A 17890-nucleotide genomic window follows, 5' to 3' on the forward strand; every position below is an offset into this window, starting at 1 on the left:
ATATTCTGGTAAGAGGACAGATTTTATGGAATTTGTACAAGGGTTGCCCAAAGGAATATATGTTGGGCAAACAGGTATTCAGCATCCTCAAACGATTGCAACTCAAAATGAAAATCTATCAGGATTTAATCTGGCTTTGCACGTGAATGATGATGCACAACGTGTTCAGCAACATCGAATGCTATTGTTGAATGAGTTGTCTGCATTTGGTGTAGATAAAATCACGTGGATGACACAAACGCATAGCAGCATTTGTCATACGATTAACGAGCAAATTCCATTTATTGCACTTGAAGGTGATGGCTTAGTTACGCAAAAAGCAGGTCATGCCTTAATGATGATGACTGCTGATTGTTTGCCTATTGTTTTGGGTAATAACGAAGGTACAGAAGTCGCTAATCTGCACGCAGGTTGGCGTGGTTTGGCTAATGGAATTGTCGAAAATACCGTGACGGAAATGAAATCTCAGCCCACTTGGGCGTGGTTAGGTGCAGCGATTAGCCAACCTTGCTTTGAAGTCGGGACTGAAGTAAAAGCCATTTTCTGTGAGAAATATCCTGAATTAGCCGTTGCTTTTATTTCAGGTCAAACTGAAGGTAAATATCAGGCTGATTTGTATGCGATTGCCCGTTTTATTTTAAATCGCTTAGGTATAGAAACCGTTTTAGGTGGTGATCAATGCTCTTATCAGCAAGCAGAGGATTATTTTTCTTACCGACGTGATGCAAAAACGGGACGAATGGCAACATTTGTATTTATGCAATAAATCATATCCTTTGCGCTATTGATTCGCCTTGTATTCGTTAAAAATGTTAAACTTGATTCAATTCATTGGTTTTTAAATTATCCATGTCTGTTATTGAGCAAATTACTCCCCAAGTTAAAGTTTGTGTGATTTATCACAGTCCTTATGGGCATACGGCCAAAGTTGCGCAATACATTGCTCAGGGTGCGGAGCAGGCAGGTGCTGACGTGCATCTACTTTCTGTGGCTGCACCGCAATGGGATTTATTAGATCAAGCAGATGTAATCGTGATGGGGTGTCCAACCTATATGGGGAGTCTTACATCAGCATTGAAACAGTTCATGGAGGATTCTTCTAAACGCTGGTTGGCACGTACATGGCAAGGGAAATTGGCTGCGGGTTTTACCAATGGTGGTGGACTTAGTGGCGATAAGCTCGCCGTATTACAGCAAATTAATTTATTTGCGATGCAGCATGGCATGTTATGGGCTGGTTTGCCATTTATGCCAACAGGAAGAAGCCCATTGGATATTAATCGGATGTCGAGCTTTCTGGGTTTAATGACGCAGTCCGATAATGCTAGCGTTGAAATTACACCGCCCGAAGGGGATTTAGAAACTGCACGCAAGTTCGGTAAATATTTGGCTGAACTGCGACTAAAGCATGTAGTGATTTAATACTTCATAATAAAAAACCTCCAATTCGGAGGTTTTTTATTATTTATGCAACATTCGTGCTTTATCACGTTGCCAATCACGGTCTTTTTCAGTTGCACGTTTGTCGTGTAATTGCTTACCTTTAACAAGTGCGATTTCTAGCTTCACCAAATGACCTTTCCAATAACATGCTAAAGGTACACATGAATAGCCTTTTTGATTAACGGCACCTAAAAGTTTTTCTAGTTCGCGACGAGAAAGTAATAACTTACGTGTTCGTGTAGATTCAGGAACCACATGCGTTGATGCCGATAATAACGGCTGAATTTGCGAACCGAATAAGAAGGCTTCACCATTTTTAAAAATGACATAACTTTCGGACAGAGTCATACGACCTGCACGTAAAGACTTAACCTCCCAACCTAGGAGGGACATGCCTGCTTCAAATTTTTCTTCGATAAAGTAATCGTGACGCGCTCTTTTATTCTGAGCAATCGTGCCACCATTATGTTTTTTTACAACAATCTTGTTCATTTTAACCTTTTGAAAAAGAATAATTAAATTCTATAGTTTTTCCGAGTTACCCGTTTGGTTACCCGTTTTAAAAGGCTCTTAATTTAAAAAGAAAGCCTGCATTTAGCAGGCTATCATATCAGAATTTTACTTGTGTTTTTCTACAACTTTTTTAACACTTGATTCGTACCAAAAGACTTCTTTCTCGCTAACTCTGATTGGCTGTGGAATTTCACCTTTTTTAATCATTCGATAAAATTTGGTTCTGCCAATAGAAAGCAGTGTCATAAACTCTTTTGCTCGAACTCTACGATCAATATTAAAGTTATGTGCAACTCCCATTCTACCTTACCTCACTAGTACCGATACTTTGCCAATTTGTGAATTTTTTACCAGTAGAAGTAACTTCTCCGATGATGCTTGTAATTTTGCCCTCAGAAATGGTATTCATGTAATTATCCCCACTTATGAAGCTTTGATTGCTTTCTGCACTTTGTTTTGAAAGATAGAATATTGAATACGGTAAATATCATCAATCACTTCAGCCAGCTCATGTAGATTTACAAAAAAAGCCCCTTTCTGACTTTCATCAATTCGGAAACATGTAAATGGAAACCTCTGTTGACGAGCCCTTGTCAACATATTCTCCTTGTTTAGGTTCGGATAGTATTCCTTTACAACATCTTCAAGTTTTATATGGACTGATCGGTACTTTAAAAATAGGTAATCGCTAGTTGTTAAATCTGTAAGCATGTTTTTTCCTTTTGCGCTCTAATGTGGTAGAGCATTTAAAGTTGTGTGTGGGTGTGTGATCACAGTTCTTATTATTCCCCTTAAGATTAGCGTAGATAAGGAATCAACAGCCGTAAAAATAATTTTTTTGGAAATCTAAAAAATGTACAATCTTTATAGGTAGGTATGGTCTATGGTTTAAAATGAGAACAAAACTGATATGAAAGTATTTGATAAAGATTTAATTGGTGAATTAGAAGCTGAGGTGTTAAACCAGTATCTTCAGATCATTTGGCTGGAAGACTATTTAAATAATGATCTTGTAGTACACCTACATGTCGCATGTGCTTTGGAAGAAAAATCTAATCCAAGAACAATTCAAGACAAGATGAAACTAGCCACCGACATGCAGGTAAATGTAGACGGAAAGAAGAATTTCGGTTCACAGCATTTTCAAATGCAGTTGCAATTTACTATTGAGGAATATAAGACCATCTATCAGGAAATGGACGAAAGTAGTAAAAACCCTCGATATGACTTTATAAAGGAATATGGTTACTCAATAAGTGACCTGATTTCTATTTTAGATCAACTAGCGAATTTGAAAGATTGTCTGGAAGAGATGAATGACAACGAGAAGCTTAAGGCGTATAAGGAAATATTTCATGAATATATCACTCTAAATACTATTGCCTATGGTATTAAGAACCCATCCTTAAAACAAAAAATAGATAAAGGTAGAAGTACTCAAGGTGAGTATCAGAAACTTGTAAAAGCAAAAAAAACAATTTTCTTTAATCTATTAATTACACAAGTTACAGCTAAGAAAAGTAAGTACCCAAATGTGTCAAAAGCAATTCATGACAACATGGATGAAGTTATGCGTCAGTTCCAAAAATTTGATGAAGGATGGATAGAGTTAAAACAGGAGTTAAACATAGTTAAAATCATAAAGTTGAATCAACAAAAGTTAAATGAAACATTAACAGCATCAGAGTTAAAAAAGATTGAACAAGAGATTGTTAAGTTATCGTCTTTGATGCAACAGCTTGATTATGCCTTAAGTAATGGTTATCCCTTTGAGACGTTAGATAATATACTTCCCTTTAACACCGTTTCTCTAGATGAGGTGTTAATGAAGGCCTTAAGGCTTGAAAAAAGTATAAAAGAGCAATGTATTGAATCCAGTTGATAAGTCAAATTAATTTATATCAGATGTTTGGAGTTGATGTGTCGCAGATTTTTGCATACATCTCTTGGGCTACCATATTTAAATATTCATGGATGGGGTGCCCATCCATGAATGTCTATAGGTGTAAAAACTATAGTTTATAATAATGATTGCCCGTGTCATTACTTCTACACTCTTTTACGTAGTGTTCATTGATAAGTCGGTCAATCACTTTTTCTTCAGTTAAATTGTATTTTTTTGAAAGTATCTGCAAGCACTCAAAGGTTACATCAGTAAAAAAGTAATAATGTTTACGCCCTTTGTGTTTCTTTCGGTAACTTTTCTGATACCAAGCATTTGATAGTTTATCTCTTAGAGCTTTATAGATGTGAGGATTTGTATCTAGCAAAACATCAAAAATGGCATTAACGACAATTTTATAGTCTTGAGGAATAACAGGCGTATAGTCTCGACTATTATAGAATCTAGCATTTTCAGAGTCTTGATCCATATAATTTTTAGCCCATAAGTAAAAGTCATTGCTGTCGAAACTCTTAAAATGTAATTCATTCTTGGCTAGTATTGTACTGAAGCGTTCTTCTATATTGTTAAGAAATCGGTTGGATCGTGAAAATGAAGGTGAGATAAACAGCATATAAAGAAATCTAAAATAATCATTTTGGATGGTTAACATAGTACGCCACGAAATCTCTCTATCATATGACATCGAATGAAAGGTAAAATATAATAAACGCTTATTCGTTTTATAGTCTGAAATGTCTTTTCCTCGTATATTAAGATTATCTCTAAATATTTTTAAACTATCGATAAAATTAAAAATGCTATTCTCATTAATATTTGTATAATTATCTAGAATTTTTCTTCTAATCTCATCAGTGTTTTTTAATGTGTTTAATATATTAATAGTGGATTGTATTAACAGGTCATCTGTATCACTAATATTAATATTGCAACGATGCTCCTCATTATCTTTATTCATTAAATGTAGAAACCAGATCATATCATCATCCGTAGATGCTTTAATAAGCTGATTAAGTTCTTTATGTGCAGAGCTTTGATACATGATAATTTCCTTCTTACAGTAAGCTTTACGTGAAGTTTAGCCAAATGTAGAGGGAGTTTTAGGGGAGTTTCTAGGGAGATTTCAGTTGATTTCCCATGATTTTCTTATAAGCTTTGAGTAACGTATATAAGGGGTATGCTATCAACTTGTAGTGGTTATGCTATGCAAAATATCTGCAACAAATGGGACAGGCTCTAGCTTAGTTATTGCTCTGTTCAATTTTAATGGAATCGAATACAACGAGTAAGAGTATTATGCCTCGGATAACTTGACATTAAGCAGATAGCTTAACATGGATGTAAAACTACCTGTATATCACAGTTGTTGACATTAAAACCAACTTGATGAGTATATTTTACATTGTTAAAATAGATTGTAGTGTAGGTGTAATGACATAGTTCATAATACTAATCTAATATTTGTTTATACTACTAACCTAGTATTTGTATAAATATATTTATGATCTAATTCAGAACTAATAAACAAACGTATTAACCCATCAAATTAAGAACACAATTAAATTTCTTCTAATCAACAATCATGTCAAAGCCTAAATGTAATTAATTACCCTGTAGCCATTTCATGTAGTCCTAAACAACTACAGGTAAATGAGCATGCGTCTAAATGTTAATCACCATGAAATTAATGAATCAGCATTATTAATCAAAATTGAACGCTTTGTTCTATCAAGCTTGGATGCAACACGACAGCCACGGTCTTTCTATGAAGACTTTAGCAATCACCTTTTAGATTTTTATCAGGTCTATAATCCTGATTTTAGCTACTCATGTTTAATCATGCTGTTTTGTAGTTTACTGTATGACTATGATCTGGAACGTGAATCATCTTCATCCCTCTACTATCGTTTAAATCAGAGATCATTTAGAGAATGGCAAAACTATTTCAATCAGGCTAGAACTGACCACTTTAATGAATTGAGTCAGCATCGTTATAATGAAAGTTTAAATACTGACAAACTTGATAATCGGCTATGTGAATTGCTGAGCAGTTATTCAGCCTTGCTTGTTGTTCGTGTGGATTTATCGTATGTAGTGAATCCAGATATTGAACAGGTTGATGCCGATTTAGAAAAATTACGAAGAAAGATTAGTCGTTCCAGCTATGGAGATGACTTATTACTTTTTGTATGGGCATTAGAGCAAGGCGAAAGGAAAGGCTACCATTGCCATGTGGCATTAGTTTTTGATGAGCGTAAGCGCATTGGTGCATGGAGTATTGCCAAGGCTATAGGTAAATTTTGGGAAAGTATTACAGATGGTGAAGGAAGCTATTTTAACTGTCATGATCGTAGATACTTAAAGCAATACGAAAATCAAGGCAATATTGGTATTGGAGTTGTTTTTAGTAATTTTCATCATCAAGCAAAGAATATGCGCTCAACACTCTCGTATCTGGCTCAGCCTGAAAAGCTTCAATATCTCCGTGTGAAAACCTCCAGTAAGATGCGTACCTTTGGCATGTCACAGCGTTAATTGAAACTCTAAACAGATATGTACCATCTAGATGAGAAACATCTTCTCTTTATTGGCTTACCACAACGCTAAGCCTTTTTTATTTCAGAGGTACATCTTATGCAAATCAATTGTCCATATTGCCATTCAGAGCATGTGATCCGTGTTTTACAAAATAGCGGTTCACAAGCTGGCAACCAAAGTCTGGCATCGTCAGCATCATTTGCCACGATGGGTGCTGCATTATCAAAAACCTTGCCTGTGTCCCCTCTGGTTGGAGGGATTGCTGGAGCCGTAGTCGGTGGTTTACTTGGTACAGTGTTTGGTTCTGCTTCAACTCAAACTGTGCAGTCCTGCTTTCAATGTCAGCATTGTGGGCAATCCTTTTACTGAAGAAAAACAGGGAAGCAATTTATGCCTCCCTGTTTGAGTTGTTATTGCCGCCATTACCACCGCCACAAGCAGTTAATAACATTGCCCCACAAAGGATTGATAACTTATATTTTTCCATGTTAATAGAATTCTCTTAGGGAAAAGAAGTTCTACCAAAACATTATTATGGTGGCAGAACGAAAGGGGGTTGACAGACTGGCCGAAAAATCCCAGCACGCGCGGACGCGTCCCCCCCCCCCCGTTCCACCGCAGAGGGAGGCACGAGGGAATGCACACTAAAAGAATGATCTCTTAATGTTTTTCGGAACGGTCTGTCAAAACCGACTGGCAATCTAGGCCAGCATGGGATTCATAATCGCTGAAAAAGAACACGTCAATTTATTGATTCAGAAAAATTAAATGATGAACAAAATGAATTTAAAAAAATTCAGATATATACCATCTAGGTGAATCAATGTATTCAAAAGCATTTTGATGTCTTCCCACTTTGGCCTGCTCCCCCAGCAGGCCTTTTTTTATGCACAAAATCTGAATTTGCATCATGCAATTTCAATCTTTTAAAAGGAAAACCGTATGGCACATTTAGTTGAAACTATGGCATTTGTAGGACAAACCCCTTGGCATGGCCTAGGCAATGAACTCACACCTAATCAACCTTTAGAAATCTGGGCACAACAGGCAGGCATGGACTGGCGCATCGAGTCTTCGGATGTTAGCTACATGGCCCAAAATGAAAAAGGGCAGAGCATCATCATGCCGTTTGAGGAACAACGGGTGCTGTACCGTTCCGATACCCATGCACCTTTATCCGTCGTTAGCCAACGCTTTCAGGAAGTACAGCCCATGGAAATCCTGCATTTCTACAAAGACCTGACTGAACAATCAGGCTTTGAACTGGAAACCGCAGGGGTACTGAAAGGTGGCAAGAAATTCTGGGCACTAGCTAAAACAGGACAAAGCTCAGCTTTAAAAGGCAAGGATATCAGTAATGGCTACATTTTATTGGCAACTGCCTGTGATGGCACGCTTGCAACCACAGCACAATTTACTTCGATTCGTGTTGTGTGTAACAACACGCTGGCGATTGCACTCAAAGCACACAACAGCACATCGAACAATGCTGGTGTGGTCAAGGTTCCCCATAGTACCCGATTTGATGCAGAGAAAGTGAAGCAGCAACTCGGCATCTCGGTTCGTGCATGGGATGAGCACATGTATGAAATGAAGCAACTCAGCCAGCGTAAAGTGACACAGCAGGAAGCCGCAGCTTACTTTGATGCGGTATTTAACAATACCAATCTCAGTATGGCTGAACAAGATGAAAGCATTATTCAGTTTTATCGAAATGCAGCCATGCCGAATCAAACAAACTCATCCAAAGCAGACAATAAAACTGAACCCAACGGACGTGCCATGTCCAAGGCGATGACCATGTTTAATGGACATGGGCGAGGGGCTGAACTTAGCTCAGCCAAGGATACCGCCTACGGTTTGTTGTGCAGTATCACGGAATTTGTGGATCACGAGCGTCGTGCCATGAGTCAGGACTACCGTCTGGACTCTGCGTGGTTTGGGGCAGGAGCAGCTATTAAACAGCGTGGGCTGGAACAGGCCTTAAGAATGATTGCCTAAATTAGCCTAAGCAAACTTAACTCAAATTTATTTTCTAAAGCTGCATCTTCGGATGCAGCTTTTTTATGCCGCAAATTTCCATTTTACCCACTAGGACAGTCCAATGAATATCAATACCCAGATTCAAAACACCCTAAACCATCCACCACTACAACTGTATTTACCGAACCTAAACCAACAGAGTCAGCAGATTGAAGTTGGAACACGAAGCAAACGTCTACCCCGAAAAGCAAAAATACCCACAGCCAAACGTCTTGCCAACACCAAACAGATGAATTACCAGCAATGGCTGGAGGTTAGAAAACAGGGCATTGGTAGTAGTGATGCTGCCACCGCCTGTGGACTCAATCCGTATATGTCGATGCTGGAATTATGGATGATCAAAACTGGTCGAATGCAGCAGAGCATTGAGGATGAAAGTGCTGGCTATGCACCCCTGTACTGGGGCAAACAGCTTGAACCACTTGTTGCCGAATACTACAGCATGCACACCAACAACAAGGTACGGCGGGTCAATGCAGTGCTGCAACATCCTGATGAAGACAAACACTTTATGCTCGCCAACCTTGACTATGCCGTGGTGGGCAGTGATGAGGTGCAGATACTGGAATGTAAAACGGTAGGGGAATATGGCGCAAAACTATGGAGGGATGGCGTACCACTTTATGTGCTGTGTCAGGTACAGCATCAACTGGCGGTGACAGGCAAGCAGGCGGCACATATCTGTGCCTTGGTCTGTGGACATGAAACTAGAATCTTTAAGGTGACAAGAAGTGAAACGGTGATCCAGCACATCATCAATGCTGAACGTCACTTCTGGCAATGTGTGGAATCCGATATTCCGCCAAGTGTTGATGCTTCAGATTCAGCAGCCAAAGCCCTGCAACAACTCTATCCAGAACAAATTCCATTAACAGTAGAAGACCTGACCCAAAATGAACAGGCCAACTACTTATTCAACCAGCTTATAGAGGAGAAACACAAGGTTGAACAGCACCAGCAGTATTTTGATGAGTTAAAACATCAATTACAAATGATGATGAAAGATGCTGAACGTGCTGTATTTACAGGAGGATCAGTCACTTGGAAAAAGTCACAGGACTCCATCAGCCTAGACAGCAAATCTCTGCTTAAACAACATCCTGAATACCTACAGCAGTTTCCACAAACCAAAGCAGGAACAAGGCGTTTTCAGATTTATCCCAATGATGGATAAAGTGACCTAAAAATTCCTCCAAATTCAAAAACGACAAAAGCCGCCCCTGTTCTTCCCGAGGGAAGAACAATATGGACGGGCTTTTGCTGATCGATCACATCTATTTATTCAATATTTCCAACGTTTCACATAAAGCAGTGAATCAGTAAGAAAATACCAGAGGACATACCTATGATTAAAGGTTTAGCCATTACCCCACCTGTTTTAGGTCGTATTAGCATCGGCAAGATTGTCGAAAAGAACGGCAAACGTATTCCTGAAAAGGATGATCAATTTACCATTACCAGCCAAATCCAGAATAAGGATGGCTGGGTCAAACATCCACTAGATGAACAACTTAGAGTTAAAGTACCGAACCAAAACCAAAAGTTAAGAAGCATTCCTGTGCGTATGATTTTCAACGATCCTGAATTGAATTTACGGGCAGAGTACAGTCTCTTTGACCGACAAACAGGACGCTTAATCTGTTCAGGCAATGGAGAAACCTGTCAGCGTTTTTGTCAAAACGGCATTGAACAACATCCATGCCCATCACCTGATTTATGTCCACTGGCACAGGGCGGGCTGTGTAAGCCTTATGGCAGACTCTACGTTAATTTAGATGAATCGGATGAGTTTGGCACATTCATCTTTAGAACCACAGGTTTTAATAGTATTCGTACCTTGGCGGCACGGTTGCGTTATTACCATGCGGCATCAGGTGATTTGCTTTCATGCTTGCCGTTGCAACTCACCTTGCGAGGTAAAAGCACAACACAAAGCTATCGTACCCCGATCTATTACGTGGACTTGACCTTACGTGAGGGCGTGAATTTGCAGGAGGCGATTAGCTCAGCCAAGCAAATCAATGAACAGAGCAAGGCAGTAGGGTTTTATCAGGAGGCTTTAGATCATGTGGCACGGCAGGGCTATGGCAATGCCAGTTTTGAGGTGGGAGGTGAAGAGGGGCTGGATATTGTTGAGGAGTTTTACTCGGATCAGCAGAATACTGTTGATGTGCAGCCTGATTCGTCATCTGTTCATCAGGCTATGGATGATGCCACGAGTATAAAACAGGGGCTTCGGCAAAGTGTACGCGCTGTCAATTAGGTCAGAGTTATTGGCAGAAAAATACAGAACTCGGTTTTGTAGTGATTGCTAAATTATTAATATCAATAAGATAAAATAAGAGAACTGCTGTTTTCTTATTTTTTTGGTTAATTACAAGTTATTATACTTATCTGCGACATATATGGTCGTACCTATGCCGAGTTGTCTAGCTTTATGCTTTGGTAGGTAATTAAAATATAAAATAGTATATGTCTTTATTTTTTTGTGTAGTACACGACTTTTCATTCGTCTTAGATGTGCTAACGTAATAAACTATTGAACATTAAGTATAAAACCACAGCGGTTGACCATTGATCGAGGATAAAGAATGAACTCATTGGAACAAAAGTTTCTAAATGACTTAGATGATAAGCTCTGGAAAGCCGCTGATAAATTACGTAGCAGTTTAGACGCTGCTAACTACAAGCATATTGTCCTTGGGCTGATTTTCTTAAAATATGTATCTGATGCCTTTGATGAGCGTCAGTCTGAACTTAAAGATTTATTTGCTCAAGCGGATGATCACAACATCTATTACATGCCTCGCGATCAATACGATACAGAAGAGGAATACCAACAAGCAGTCGCTGATGAATTAGAAATTATCGATTACTATCAAGAAAAAAATGTGTTTTGGGTGCCTAAAGCGGCACGTTGGACGACTTTACAAAATACTGCCGCTTTAGCGATTGGTTCGATTATTTGGCAAGATGAACATGGGCAAGATGTCAAACTACGTTCTATCTCTTGGTTAGTCGATAATGCTTTTGATGAAATTGAGAAAGCCAATCCCAAACTTAAAGGTATTCTGAATCGTATTGGGCAATACCAGCTTGATAATGACAAGCTATTGGATTTGATCAATACTTTTTCTGACACCAGTTTTACCAAGCCTGAATATAATGGCGAAAAACTGAGTCTGCACAGCAAAGACATTCTCGGGCATGTCTACGAATACTTTTTAGGGCAGTTTGCTTTAGCAGAAGGAAAACAAGGTGGGCAATATTACACACCTAAAAGTATCGTGACCTTGATTGTAGAAATGCTGCAACCTTATAAAGGGCGAGTTTATGACCCTGCGATGGGTTCAGGTGGTTTCTTTGTTTCCAGTGAAAAGTTCATTGAACAACACGCACAGGAAAAGCATTACAAGGCATCGGAACAGAAAAAGCATATTTCGATTTACGGACAAGAAAGTAACCCAACCACATGGAAACTTGCTGCCATGAATATGGCAATTCGTGGCATTGATTTTAACTTTGGTAAAAAGAATGCCGATACATTTTTAGATGATCAGCATCCAGACTTACGTGCTGATTTTGTCATGGCAAATCCACCATTCAATATTAAGGATTGGTGGCACGCTTCACTGGAAAGTGATGTACGTTGGAAATATGGCACACCCCCACAGGGCAATGCCAACTTTGCTTGGATGCAGCACATGCTACACCATCTCTCACCAACAGGCAGTATGGCACTTTTGCTTGCCAATGGTTCGATGAGTTCCAATACCAATAATGAGGGTGAAATCCGTAAAAACCTGATTGAAGCAGATTTGGTCGAGTGTATCGTCGCATTGCCAGGGCAACTATTTACCAATACGCAAATCCCTGCCTGTATTTGGTTTTTGACTAAGGACAAAAAGAATGGTTTGTCACTAGATAAAAAGAAAGCCAATCGTGAAGGCAAGACGCTATTTATTGATGCTCGTAACTTGGGCTATATGAAAGATCGTGTACTACGTGACTTTACCGATGCAGACATTGCCAAAATTACCGATGCTTTACATGCTTGGCAACAAGGCGAAAATTTTGAAGGTGAAGCTTATCAGGATGAAAAAGGTTTTTGTTTCTCTGCTGAGTTAAAAGACATTCAGAAGCATGATTATGTTTTGACGCCAGGGCGTTATGTGGGGGCGGTAGAGCAGGAAGATGATGGAGAGCCATTTGCTGAGAAAATGGCACGCTTAACAGGACAACTTAAACAGCAGTTTGCTGAAAGTGCTGTACTGGAAAGTGAAATCAAAAAGAATTTAAAAGGCTTAGGTTATGAGTTCTGAGCAACCATTACTGCTTGAGATTCAGAAAGGCGAAAGTAAAACGTTAGAATTTAAGCAGCAGTTACCTAAAGGTCAGCAGATTGCCAAAACATTAATCGCTTTTGCGAATAGTAGTGGCGGAAAGTTAATTATTGGGGTGACTGATGATCGACAATTAGTAGGTATTCAAGAAGATATTTTTGACCTGCAAGATAAAATCACCTCCATGATTTATGAGTTGTGTGCGCCACAACTGGCCGCTCAAATCTATATTGAGAATATAGACGGTGTAGAGTTACTGGTGGTGGAAGTGGCTCGGGGAAGTTTATTTCCGTATTACCTTAAATCTGTAGGACGTGAGCAAGGCACATATATCCGCCTAGGTGCAAGTAACCGTGTGGCATCGCCTGAGCATATTCAACAACTGGAACTTCAACGGCTGAATATCAGTTTTGATGCCTTAGCCAATTATCAATACCCTTTAGAAAAGCTCGATTTAACGGTTTTAGAAGCAGCGTTTAAAGCTGCTGATAAAACACTGACTTTAGAAAAAATGTTGAATCTAAAGTTAGTGATTGAAGAGCAGGGGCAGCGTTATGCCAGTCATGGTTTATTGATCTTACTCGGTCAATATGAGCATGTAATGACCCAATGCGCCCGATTTAAAGGCACAAATATGAGCGTGTTTTTAGACCGTAAAGAATATACAGGCGATTTATTTTCACAAATTGAGCAAGCCGAAATTTTTATTAAAAACCATTTGTCTTTACGTGCCGAAATTCGTGGCTTAAAGCGTTATGACTATTTGGAAATTCCAGAAAATGCCATCCGTGAAGCTTTAATCAATGCCTATGTGCATCGGGATTACAGTAACTTTGGACGCAATATCAAAGTGGCTGTATATGATGATTTGGTCAATATCGTCTCCCCAGGTGGTTTGCCCAATGGTTTAACCGAAGCCGACTTGTTACAGGGACGCTCGGAAATTCGTAATCGGGTTTTGGCACGTGTGTTTAGAGAGTTGGGCTACATTGAGCATTGGGGCAGTGGTCTGCAACGGATCAAGCAGATGTGTGAAGCCGAAAAACTGGCAACGCCTGAATTTTTAGAAACCAATGATTTTTTTGATGTGAAGTTATATCGTCCTGTGATTGAATCGATAGGTGGTGCAATAGGTGGTGCAATAGATCATTCAAGTGGTGCAATTGAGGGTTTAGGTGGTGCAATCGAAGCAAGCCAACTCACCGAACGCCAACAAGAAATTTTAGTTTTAATTCAGCGTAATCCGAAAGTTTCTTATCGCTTTTTGGCAGAACAACTTGGTATTAATCAATCTGCCTTACAAAAGCATCTGAATCATTTAAAAGATGCAGGCTGGCTTGAGCGTATGGGTGGAACTCGTGGTTATTGGATGATTAAGAAAGAGTTTGGAGTGAGAGATGAATCCTAGTTGGTCATTAAAAAAAATATCTGATATTTGCGATTTTCAAAATAGTAAACGTATCCCATTGAAAAGTCTTGATAGGGAAAAAAGACAAGGGGAATATCCATACTATGGCGCATCAGGGATTGTTGATTATATTGATGATTATGTTTTTGATGGAAAATACCTACTTATATCGGAAGATGGTGAGAACCTAAGAACTCGTAATACACCAATCGCATTTCAAGCAGAAGGAAAATTTTGGGTAAATAATCATGCACATGTTTTATCTGAAAAGGAGCAAGGAGTTTTAGATTATTTAGAATATTATTTTTCAATTCTTAATATAAATCCATATATTACTGGTGCAGTGCAACCTAAACTTAATAAAGCTAATTTAGATGTAATAGAAATTCCTATTCCATCTTTAGATGAGCGTTTGAAAATTAATCAAATTTTAAATTCATTAAAAGAAAAAATTAAATTAAACAACCAAATCAACCAAACACTAGAATCTATTGCTCAAGCCATTTTTAAAAGTTGGTTTATCGACTTTGAACCTGTACGTGCCAAAATTACTGCAAAACAAACTGGTCAAGACCCTGAATTTGCCGCTATGTGTGTGATTAGTGGTAAAAGTGAAGCTGAGCTTGAGCAAATGGCAGCGGAAGATTTTGCTGAGTTACAAGCGACGGCTGCACTTTTTCCTGATGAGTTGGTAGAAAGTGAGTTAGGGGAAGTGCCGATGGGGTGGGGAATTGGTTGTATTGGAGATATTGCAAAATATAGTTCTAATAAAATTTTGTTAAATGATTTAACGCTTGAAAATTATATATCTACAGAAAATATGTTACCTGAAAAAAAGGGGATCGAAAAAGCAAGTTCATTACCAAAGGCAAATAGTGTTCCAGCGTTTAGGCAAGGGAATATTTTGGTTTCCAATATCCGACCTTATTTTAAGAAAATTTGGTTTTCTTTTTTCGATGGTGGGCATTCTAATGATGTATTGAACTTTGATGTCTTAGAAAAAGGTACGGAAGAATATTTATATAATTTAATTTACCAAGACAGTTTTTTTGACAGAATGATGGCTTCATCTAAAGGTTCAAAAATGCCTAGAGGTGATAAAAAAGCAATTATGGATTTTCAGATAATTGTACCGCCGATAAGTTTAAGGTGTTTGTATTCTGCAAAAGTAAGATCATTTTATTTTTATCAAAATAAATTGAAAATTGAAAATCAAACATTAATTGATTTAAGAGATACTTTATTACCAAGGTTGTTGTCGGGTGAGATTTCTTTGAATAAAAATATGGGTAGTATTGATGATTAAGAAAATTAAAAGTATCGGCAACCTTGCGGTTTTTAAAGGTTTTGAATGGGATTCTAATGTTAGGAATAATGGGGGAGCTGCTGATACCTTTAAAGACATCAATATAATTTATGGGCGAAATTATTCTGGAAAGACATCTTTATCTCGAATAATTAGAGCACTAGAGATGGGGAAAATATCGGATAAATATAACAATCCAGAATTTTGTGTGAAGTTTTCTGATAAAGAAGTAACGCAAAACAACCTAACATCTCATGGGAAGAAAATTAGAGTTTTTAATGAAGACTTTATTAAAGAAAATTTAAAATTTATTGTGCATCAAGATGATGGCATTCAATCATTTGCTATTTTAGGTGAGAACAATAATATTGTTGAAACCGAAATTCAAACGATTGAAAATGAGCTTGGAAAAAAGGAACAGGGTCAAGAAACAGGATTGTATGCTAAAAGGGTTCAAGTAATCAGCAGTTATGATGATGCTAAAATAGTATGGGATAATGCGAAAAGAGCATTAGATAAGCAATTAAGTGATAAAGCGACAGATAGAAAAAATGGAATAAAATATCAATCTGAAAGATTTGGCGATCAAAACTATAATGTTCAGAAACTTAGTAATGATATTAGAGAAGTATTATCTGAATCGTATAAAGAGTTATCTTTAGAAGAAATTGAACAGTTTAGAAAGCTGAGTTTAGAAAAATTATTAGATGAATTTTCTATAATTGAACTTCCTAAAATTAGATTATCTAATTTTGTTGAAAAAACCGAAAAACTGGTTGCAAAAAAAATTAGTTCATCTAACAAGATTGAAGAATTAGTTAAAAATGCAATTTTGAATCGTTGGGTTAATGAAGGTAGATCTTATCATAAAGATAAACTAAGTAATTGCGCTTTTTGCGGAACTCTTATAAGTGAGGAGAGGTGGAAGGAATTAGACCAGCATTTTGATAAAGAATCTAAGATCTTAGAAGATGATATAGATAGTCTCATTGTAGATATTGAATCAGAGAAGAAGAGTTTCTCTTTATTAAAAGTTGATAAATCAAAATTTTATTCAAAATTTCATAAAACACTTGATATTATTCAAACAGATTTGGAAGAAATAATTGGCAAATATTATTTAATTTTAGATAGTTTAATTGATCAATTAAAAGAACGGAAAGCGAACATTCTTACTGAAAAGGATTTTATTAATCCTAATAAAGATGTTGAAGATTTAAAGGTAATATGGACTTCATACCTAAATATTAAAAAAGAATCGACCGAGTTTAGTAAACAGTTATTAAATGAACAAAAACATGCTAAAGATAAATTGCGTTTAAATGAGATCTCTAATTTTTTAGAAATTATTAAATATCAAGATCAAGTCGCTAATATTGAAGCCTTGAGTATCAAAGTTGTTGAAAATGAAAACAAAAAGATATCTATAGATGAGATTATTAGCCAAAAAGAGCAACTTATCAAAACTAAAAAAGCAGAACTTCGTGATGAAGAAAAAGGTGCAGATAAAGTTAATGAGTTATTAAAAAATTTCTTTGGACATCATTATTTATCTTTGCAACCAATAACAAATGAAAGTGGAGTGAGATTTGAAGTTATTAGAGAAGATAAAAAAGCATATCATTTAAGTGAGGGGGAATGCAGTTTACTTGCTTTTTGCTACTTTATGGCAAAATTAGAGGATATTGATACTAAAGGTTCAAAGCCAATTATTTGGATTGATGATCCTATTTCTAGCTTAGATAGTAATCATATTTTCTTTATTTATAGTTTGATTAACGAGAAAATTGTTAATAATCATATTTTTGGTCAACTATTTATTTCTACGCATAATTTAGACTTTTTAAAATATTTAAAAAAGGTTGATGGAAAATTTTTAAATTCGAGTGGAAAACCTCAGAATTATCAAAAAGAGTATTTTTTGATCTCAAGGGTGAATGATACTTCTAAGATTAGTATCATGCCAAAATATCTTAAAGAGTATGTAACGGAATTCAACTATTTATTTCATCAAATTTATAAGTGTTCTATTATTGAGGTTATTGATGATTCAAATTATATAACTTTTTATAATTTTGGGAATAATGCTCGAAAATTCTTTGAAATTTACTTGTATTACAAATACCCTGATAAAGGTATGACAGAAGAAACCTTAAATTTATTTTTTGATGGGGATAATATTCCTGCTCTTTTGACAGATAGAATCAATAATGAATATTCACATTTGTGTGGCGTTTTTGAACGTGGTTCTTCACCTGTAGAAGTTCCTGAAATGCAAATTGCAGCCAAAAGAATTATCACCAAATTAAGTTCAGATAGAGAACAGTTTATTGGTCTGCTTAAAAGTGTAGGCGAAGATACAAGCAACATTAGTTCTGCTTCGGAAGTATAAA

Annotated in this window: 16 protein-coding genes; 12 read left to right on the forward strand and 4 right to left on the reverse strand. The window is 37.2% G+C overall.

Translation table 11 applies throughout. The annotated features are described in order from the left end of the window. The first annotated feature begins 25 nt into the window (after positions 1–25). Together pgeF and O1449_RS03405 are read left to right on the forward strand one after the other, a co-directional pair. Positions 26–766: a peptidoglycan editing factor PgeF gene (gene pgeF, locus O1449_RS03400; RefSeq protein ID WP_269239170.1), complete on the forward strand. Its 741-nt coding sequence runs from the start codon at positions 26–28 to the stop codon at positions 764–766. A gap of 83 nt (positions 767–849) precedes the next feature. Further along, a complete protein-coding gene (locus tag O1449_RS03405; RefSeq protein WP_269239171.1) occupies positions 850–1422 on the forward strand; it encodes a flavodoxin family protein in 573 nt (190 codons plus the stop codon). A 39-nt stretch (positions 1423–1461) separates the two neighbouring features. Here O1449_RS03405 and smpB read toward each other — a convergent pair whose 3' ends face one another. The 3 genes from smpB to O1449_RS03420 form a co-directional block, all read right to left on the reverse strand. Continuing rightward, positions 1462–1935: an SsrA-binding protein SmpB gene (smpB, locus tag O1449_RS03410; RefSeq protein WP_269239172.1), complete on the reverse strand. Its 474-nt coding sequence runs from the start codon at positions 1933–1935 to the stop codon at positions 1462–1464. 126 nt (positions 1936–2061) lie between these two features. After that, positions 2062–2256 (reverse strand): helix-turn-helix transcriptional regulator, encoded by a 195-nt coding sequence (locus tag O1449_RS03415; RefSeq protein WP_087536779.1) that lies wholly within the window; start codon positions 2254–2256, stop codon positions 2062–2064. 123 nt (positions 2257–2379) lie between these two features. Next, positions 2380–2667, reverse strand: a complete 288-nt coding sequence (locus tag O1449_RS03420; RefSeq protein WP_005217913.1) for a pyocin activator PrtN family protein — start codon at positions 2665–2667, stop codon at positions 2380–2382. A gap of 199 nt (positions 2668–2866) precedes the next feature. On the opposite strand from O1449_RS03420, the gene O1449_RS03425 reads away from it, so the two are divergent. Beyond that, positions 2867–3838 carry a hypothetical protein gene (locus tag O1449_RS03425; RefSeq protein ID WP_269239173.1) on the forward strand — a complete coding sequence of 324 codons (972 nt, stop codon included), beginning with the start codon at positions 2867–2869 and terminating at the stop codon, positions 3836–3838. 130 nt (positions 3839–3968) lie between these two features. Here O1449_RS03425 and O1449_RS03430 read toward each other — a convergent pair whose 3' ends face one another. Further along, on the reverse strand, positions 3969–4901 hold the full coding sequence (locus O1449_RS03430; RefSeq protein ID WP_269239174.1) for a hypothetical protein: 933 nt from the start codon (positions 4899–4901) through the stop codon (positions 3969–3971). Between the two features lie 614 nt (positions 4902–5515). Here O1449_RS03430 and O1449_RS03435 point away from each other — a divergent pair. The 9 genes from O1449_RS03435 to O1449_RS03475 all read left to right on the forward strand — a co-directional run bounded on the left by O1449_RS03435 (position 5516) and on the right by O1449_RS03475 (position 17889). Continuing rightward, entirely contained in the window at positions 5516–6394 is an 879-nt protein-coding gene (locus O1449_RS03435; RefSeq protein ID WP_269239175.1) for a YagK/YfjJ domain-containing protein, read from the forward strand. Positions 6395–6493: 99 nt separating this feature from the next. After that, entirely contained in the window at positions 6494–6766 is a 273-nt protein-coding gene (locus tag O1449_RS03440; protein WP_269239176.1) for a hypothetical protein, read from the forward strand. 573 nt (positions 6767–7339) lie between these two features. Continuing rightward, complete coding sequence (locus tag O1449_RS03445; RefSeq protein WP_269239177.1) at positions 7340–8398, forward strand: DUF932 domain-containing protein; 1059 nt, start codon at positions 7340–7342, stop codon at positions 8396–8398. A gap of 103 nt (positions 8399–8501) precedes the next feature. Further along, complete coding sequence (locus O1449_RS03450) at positions 8502–9614, forward strand: YqaJ viral recombinase family nuclease (RefSeq protein WP_269239178.1); 1113 nt, start codon at positions 8502–8504, stop codon at positions 9612–9614. Between the two features lie 171 nt (positions 9615–9785). Next, positions 9786–10703 (forward strand): recombination directionality factor, encoded by a 918-nt coding sequence (locus tag O1449_RS03455; RefSeq protein WP_269239179.1) that lies wholly within the window; start codon positions 9786–9788, stop codon positions 10701–10703. Between the two features lie 328 nt (positions 10704–11031). Further along, positions 11032–12762 (forward strand): class I SAM-dependent DNA methyltransferase, encoded by a 1731-nt coding sequence (locus O1449_RS03460; protein WP_269239180.1) that lies wholly within the window; start codon positions 11032–11034, stop codon positions 12760–12762. After that, a complete protein-coding gene (locus O1449_RS03465; protein WP_269239181.1) occupies positions 12752–14191 on the forward strand; it encodes an AlbA family DNA-binding domain-containing protein in 1440 nt (479 codons plus the stop codon). The genes O1449_RS03460 and O1449_RS03465 overlap by 11 nt, the downstream gene beginning before the upstream one ends. After that, on the forward strand, positions 14181–15497 hold the full coding sequence (locus O1449_RS03470) for a restriction endonuclease subunit S (protein WP_269239182.1): 1317 nt from the start codon (positions 14181–14183) through the stop codon (positions 15495–15497). The genes O1449_RS03465 and O1449_RS03470 overlap by 11 nt, the downstream gene beginning before the upstream one ends. After that, positions 15490–17889 carry an AAA family ATPase gene (locus tag O1449_RS03475; protein WP_269239183.1) on the forward strand — a complete coding sequence of 800 codons (2400 nt, stop codon included), beginning with the start codon at positions 15490–15492 and terminating at the stop codon, positions 17887–17889. Before O1449_RS03470 ends, O1449_RS03475 begins: the two co-directional genes overlap by 8 nt. The last annotated feature ends 1 nt before the right edge of the window (position 17890 follow it).

Origin of the sequence: Acinetobacter sp. TR3 (assembly GCF_027105055.1) — a bacterium.
Lineage (GTDB): Bacteria > Pseudomonadota > Gammaproteobacteria > Pseudomonadales > Moraxellaceae > Acinetobacter.

Bases quoted from the DNA above. Each gene is read 5' to 3' on its own strand.
- O1449_RS03435 (WP_269239175.1), top strand. From the start codon at position 5,516: ATGCGTCTAAATGTTAATCACCATGAAATTAATGAATCAGCATTATTA.
- O1449_RS03450 (WP_269239178.1), top strand. From the start codon at position 8,502: ATGAATATCAATACCCAGATTCAAAACACCCTAAACCATCCACCACTA.
- O1449_RS03465 (WP_269239181.1), top strand. From the start codon at position 12,752: ATGAGTTCTGAGCAACCATTACTGCTTGAGATTCAGAAAGGCGAAAGT.
- O1449_RS03420 (WP_005217913.1), bottom strand. From the start codon at position 2,667: ATGCTTACAGATTTAACAACTAGCGATTACCTATTTTTAAAGTACCGA.
- O1449_RS03415 (WP_087536779.1), bottom strand. From the start codon at position 2,256: ATGGGAGTTGCACATAACTTTAATATTGATCGTAGAGTTCGAGCAAAA.
- O1449_RS03475 (WP_269239183.1), top strand. From the start codon at position 15,490: ATGATTAAGAAAATTAAAAGTATCGGCAACCTTGCGGTTTTTAAAGGT.
- O1449_RS03425 (WP_269239173.1), top strand. From the start codon at position 2,867: ATGAAAGTATTTGATAAAGATTTAATTGGTGAATTAGAAGCTGAGGTG.
- O1449_RS03470 (WP_269239182.1), top strand. From the start codon at position 14,181: ATGAATCCTAGTTGGTCATTAAAAAAAATATCTGATATTTGCGATTTT.
- O1449_RS03405 (WP_269239171.1), top strand. From the start codon at position 850: ATGTCTGTTATTGAGCAAATTACTCCCCAAGTTAAAGTTTGTGTGATT.
- O1449_RS03430 (WP_269239174.1), bottom strand. From the start codon at position 4,901: ATGTATCAAAGCTCTGCACATAAAGAACTTAATCAGCTTATTAAAGCA.
- O1449_RS03455 (WP_269239179.1), top strand. From the start codon at position 9,786: ATGATTAAAGGTTTAGCCATTACCCCACCTGTTTTAGGTCGTATTAGC.
- O1449_RS03460 (WP_269239180.1), top strand. From the start codon at position 11,032: ATGAACTCATTGGAACAAAAGTTTCTAAATGACTTAGATGATAAGCTC.
- pgeF (WP_269239170.1), top strand. From the start codon at position 26: ATGGAATTTGTACAAGGGTTGCCCAAAGGAATATATGTTGGGCAAACA.
- smpB (WP_269239172.1), bottom strand. From the start codon at position 1,935: ATGAACAAGATTGTTGTAAAAAAACATAATGGTGGCACGATTGCTCAG.
- O1449_RS03440 (WP_269239176.1), top strand. From the start codon at position 6,494: ATGCAAATCAATTGTCCATATTGCCATTCAGAGCATGTGATCCGTGTT.
- O1449_RS03445 (WP_269239177.1), top strand. From the start codon at position 7,340: ATGGCACATTTAGTTGAAACTATGGCATTTGTAGGACAAACCCCTTGG.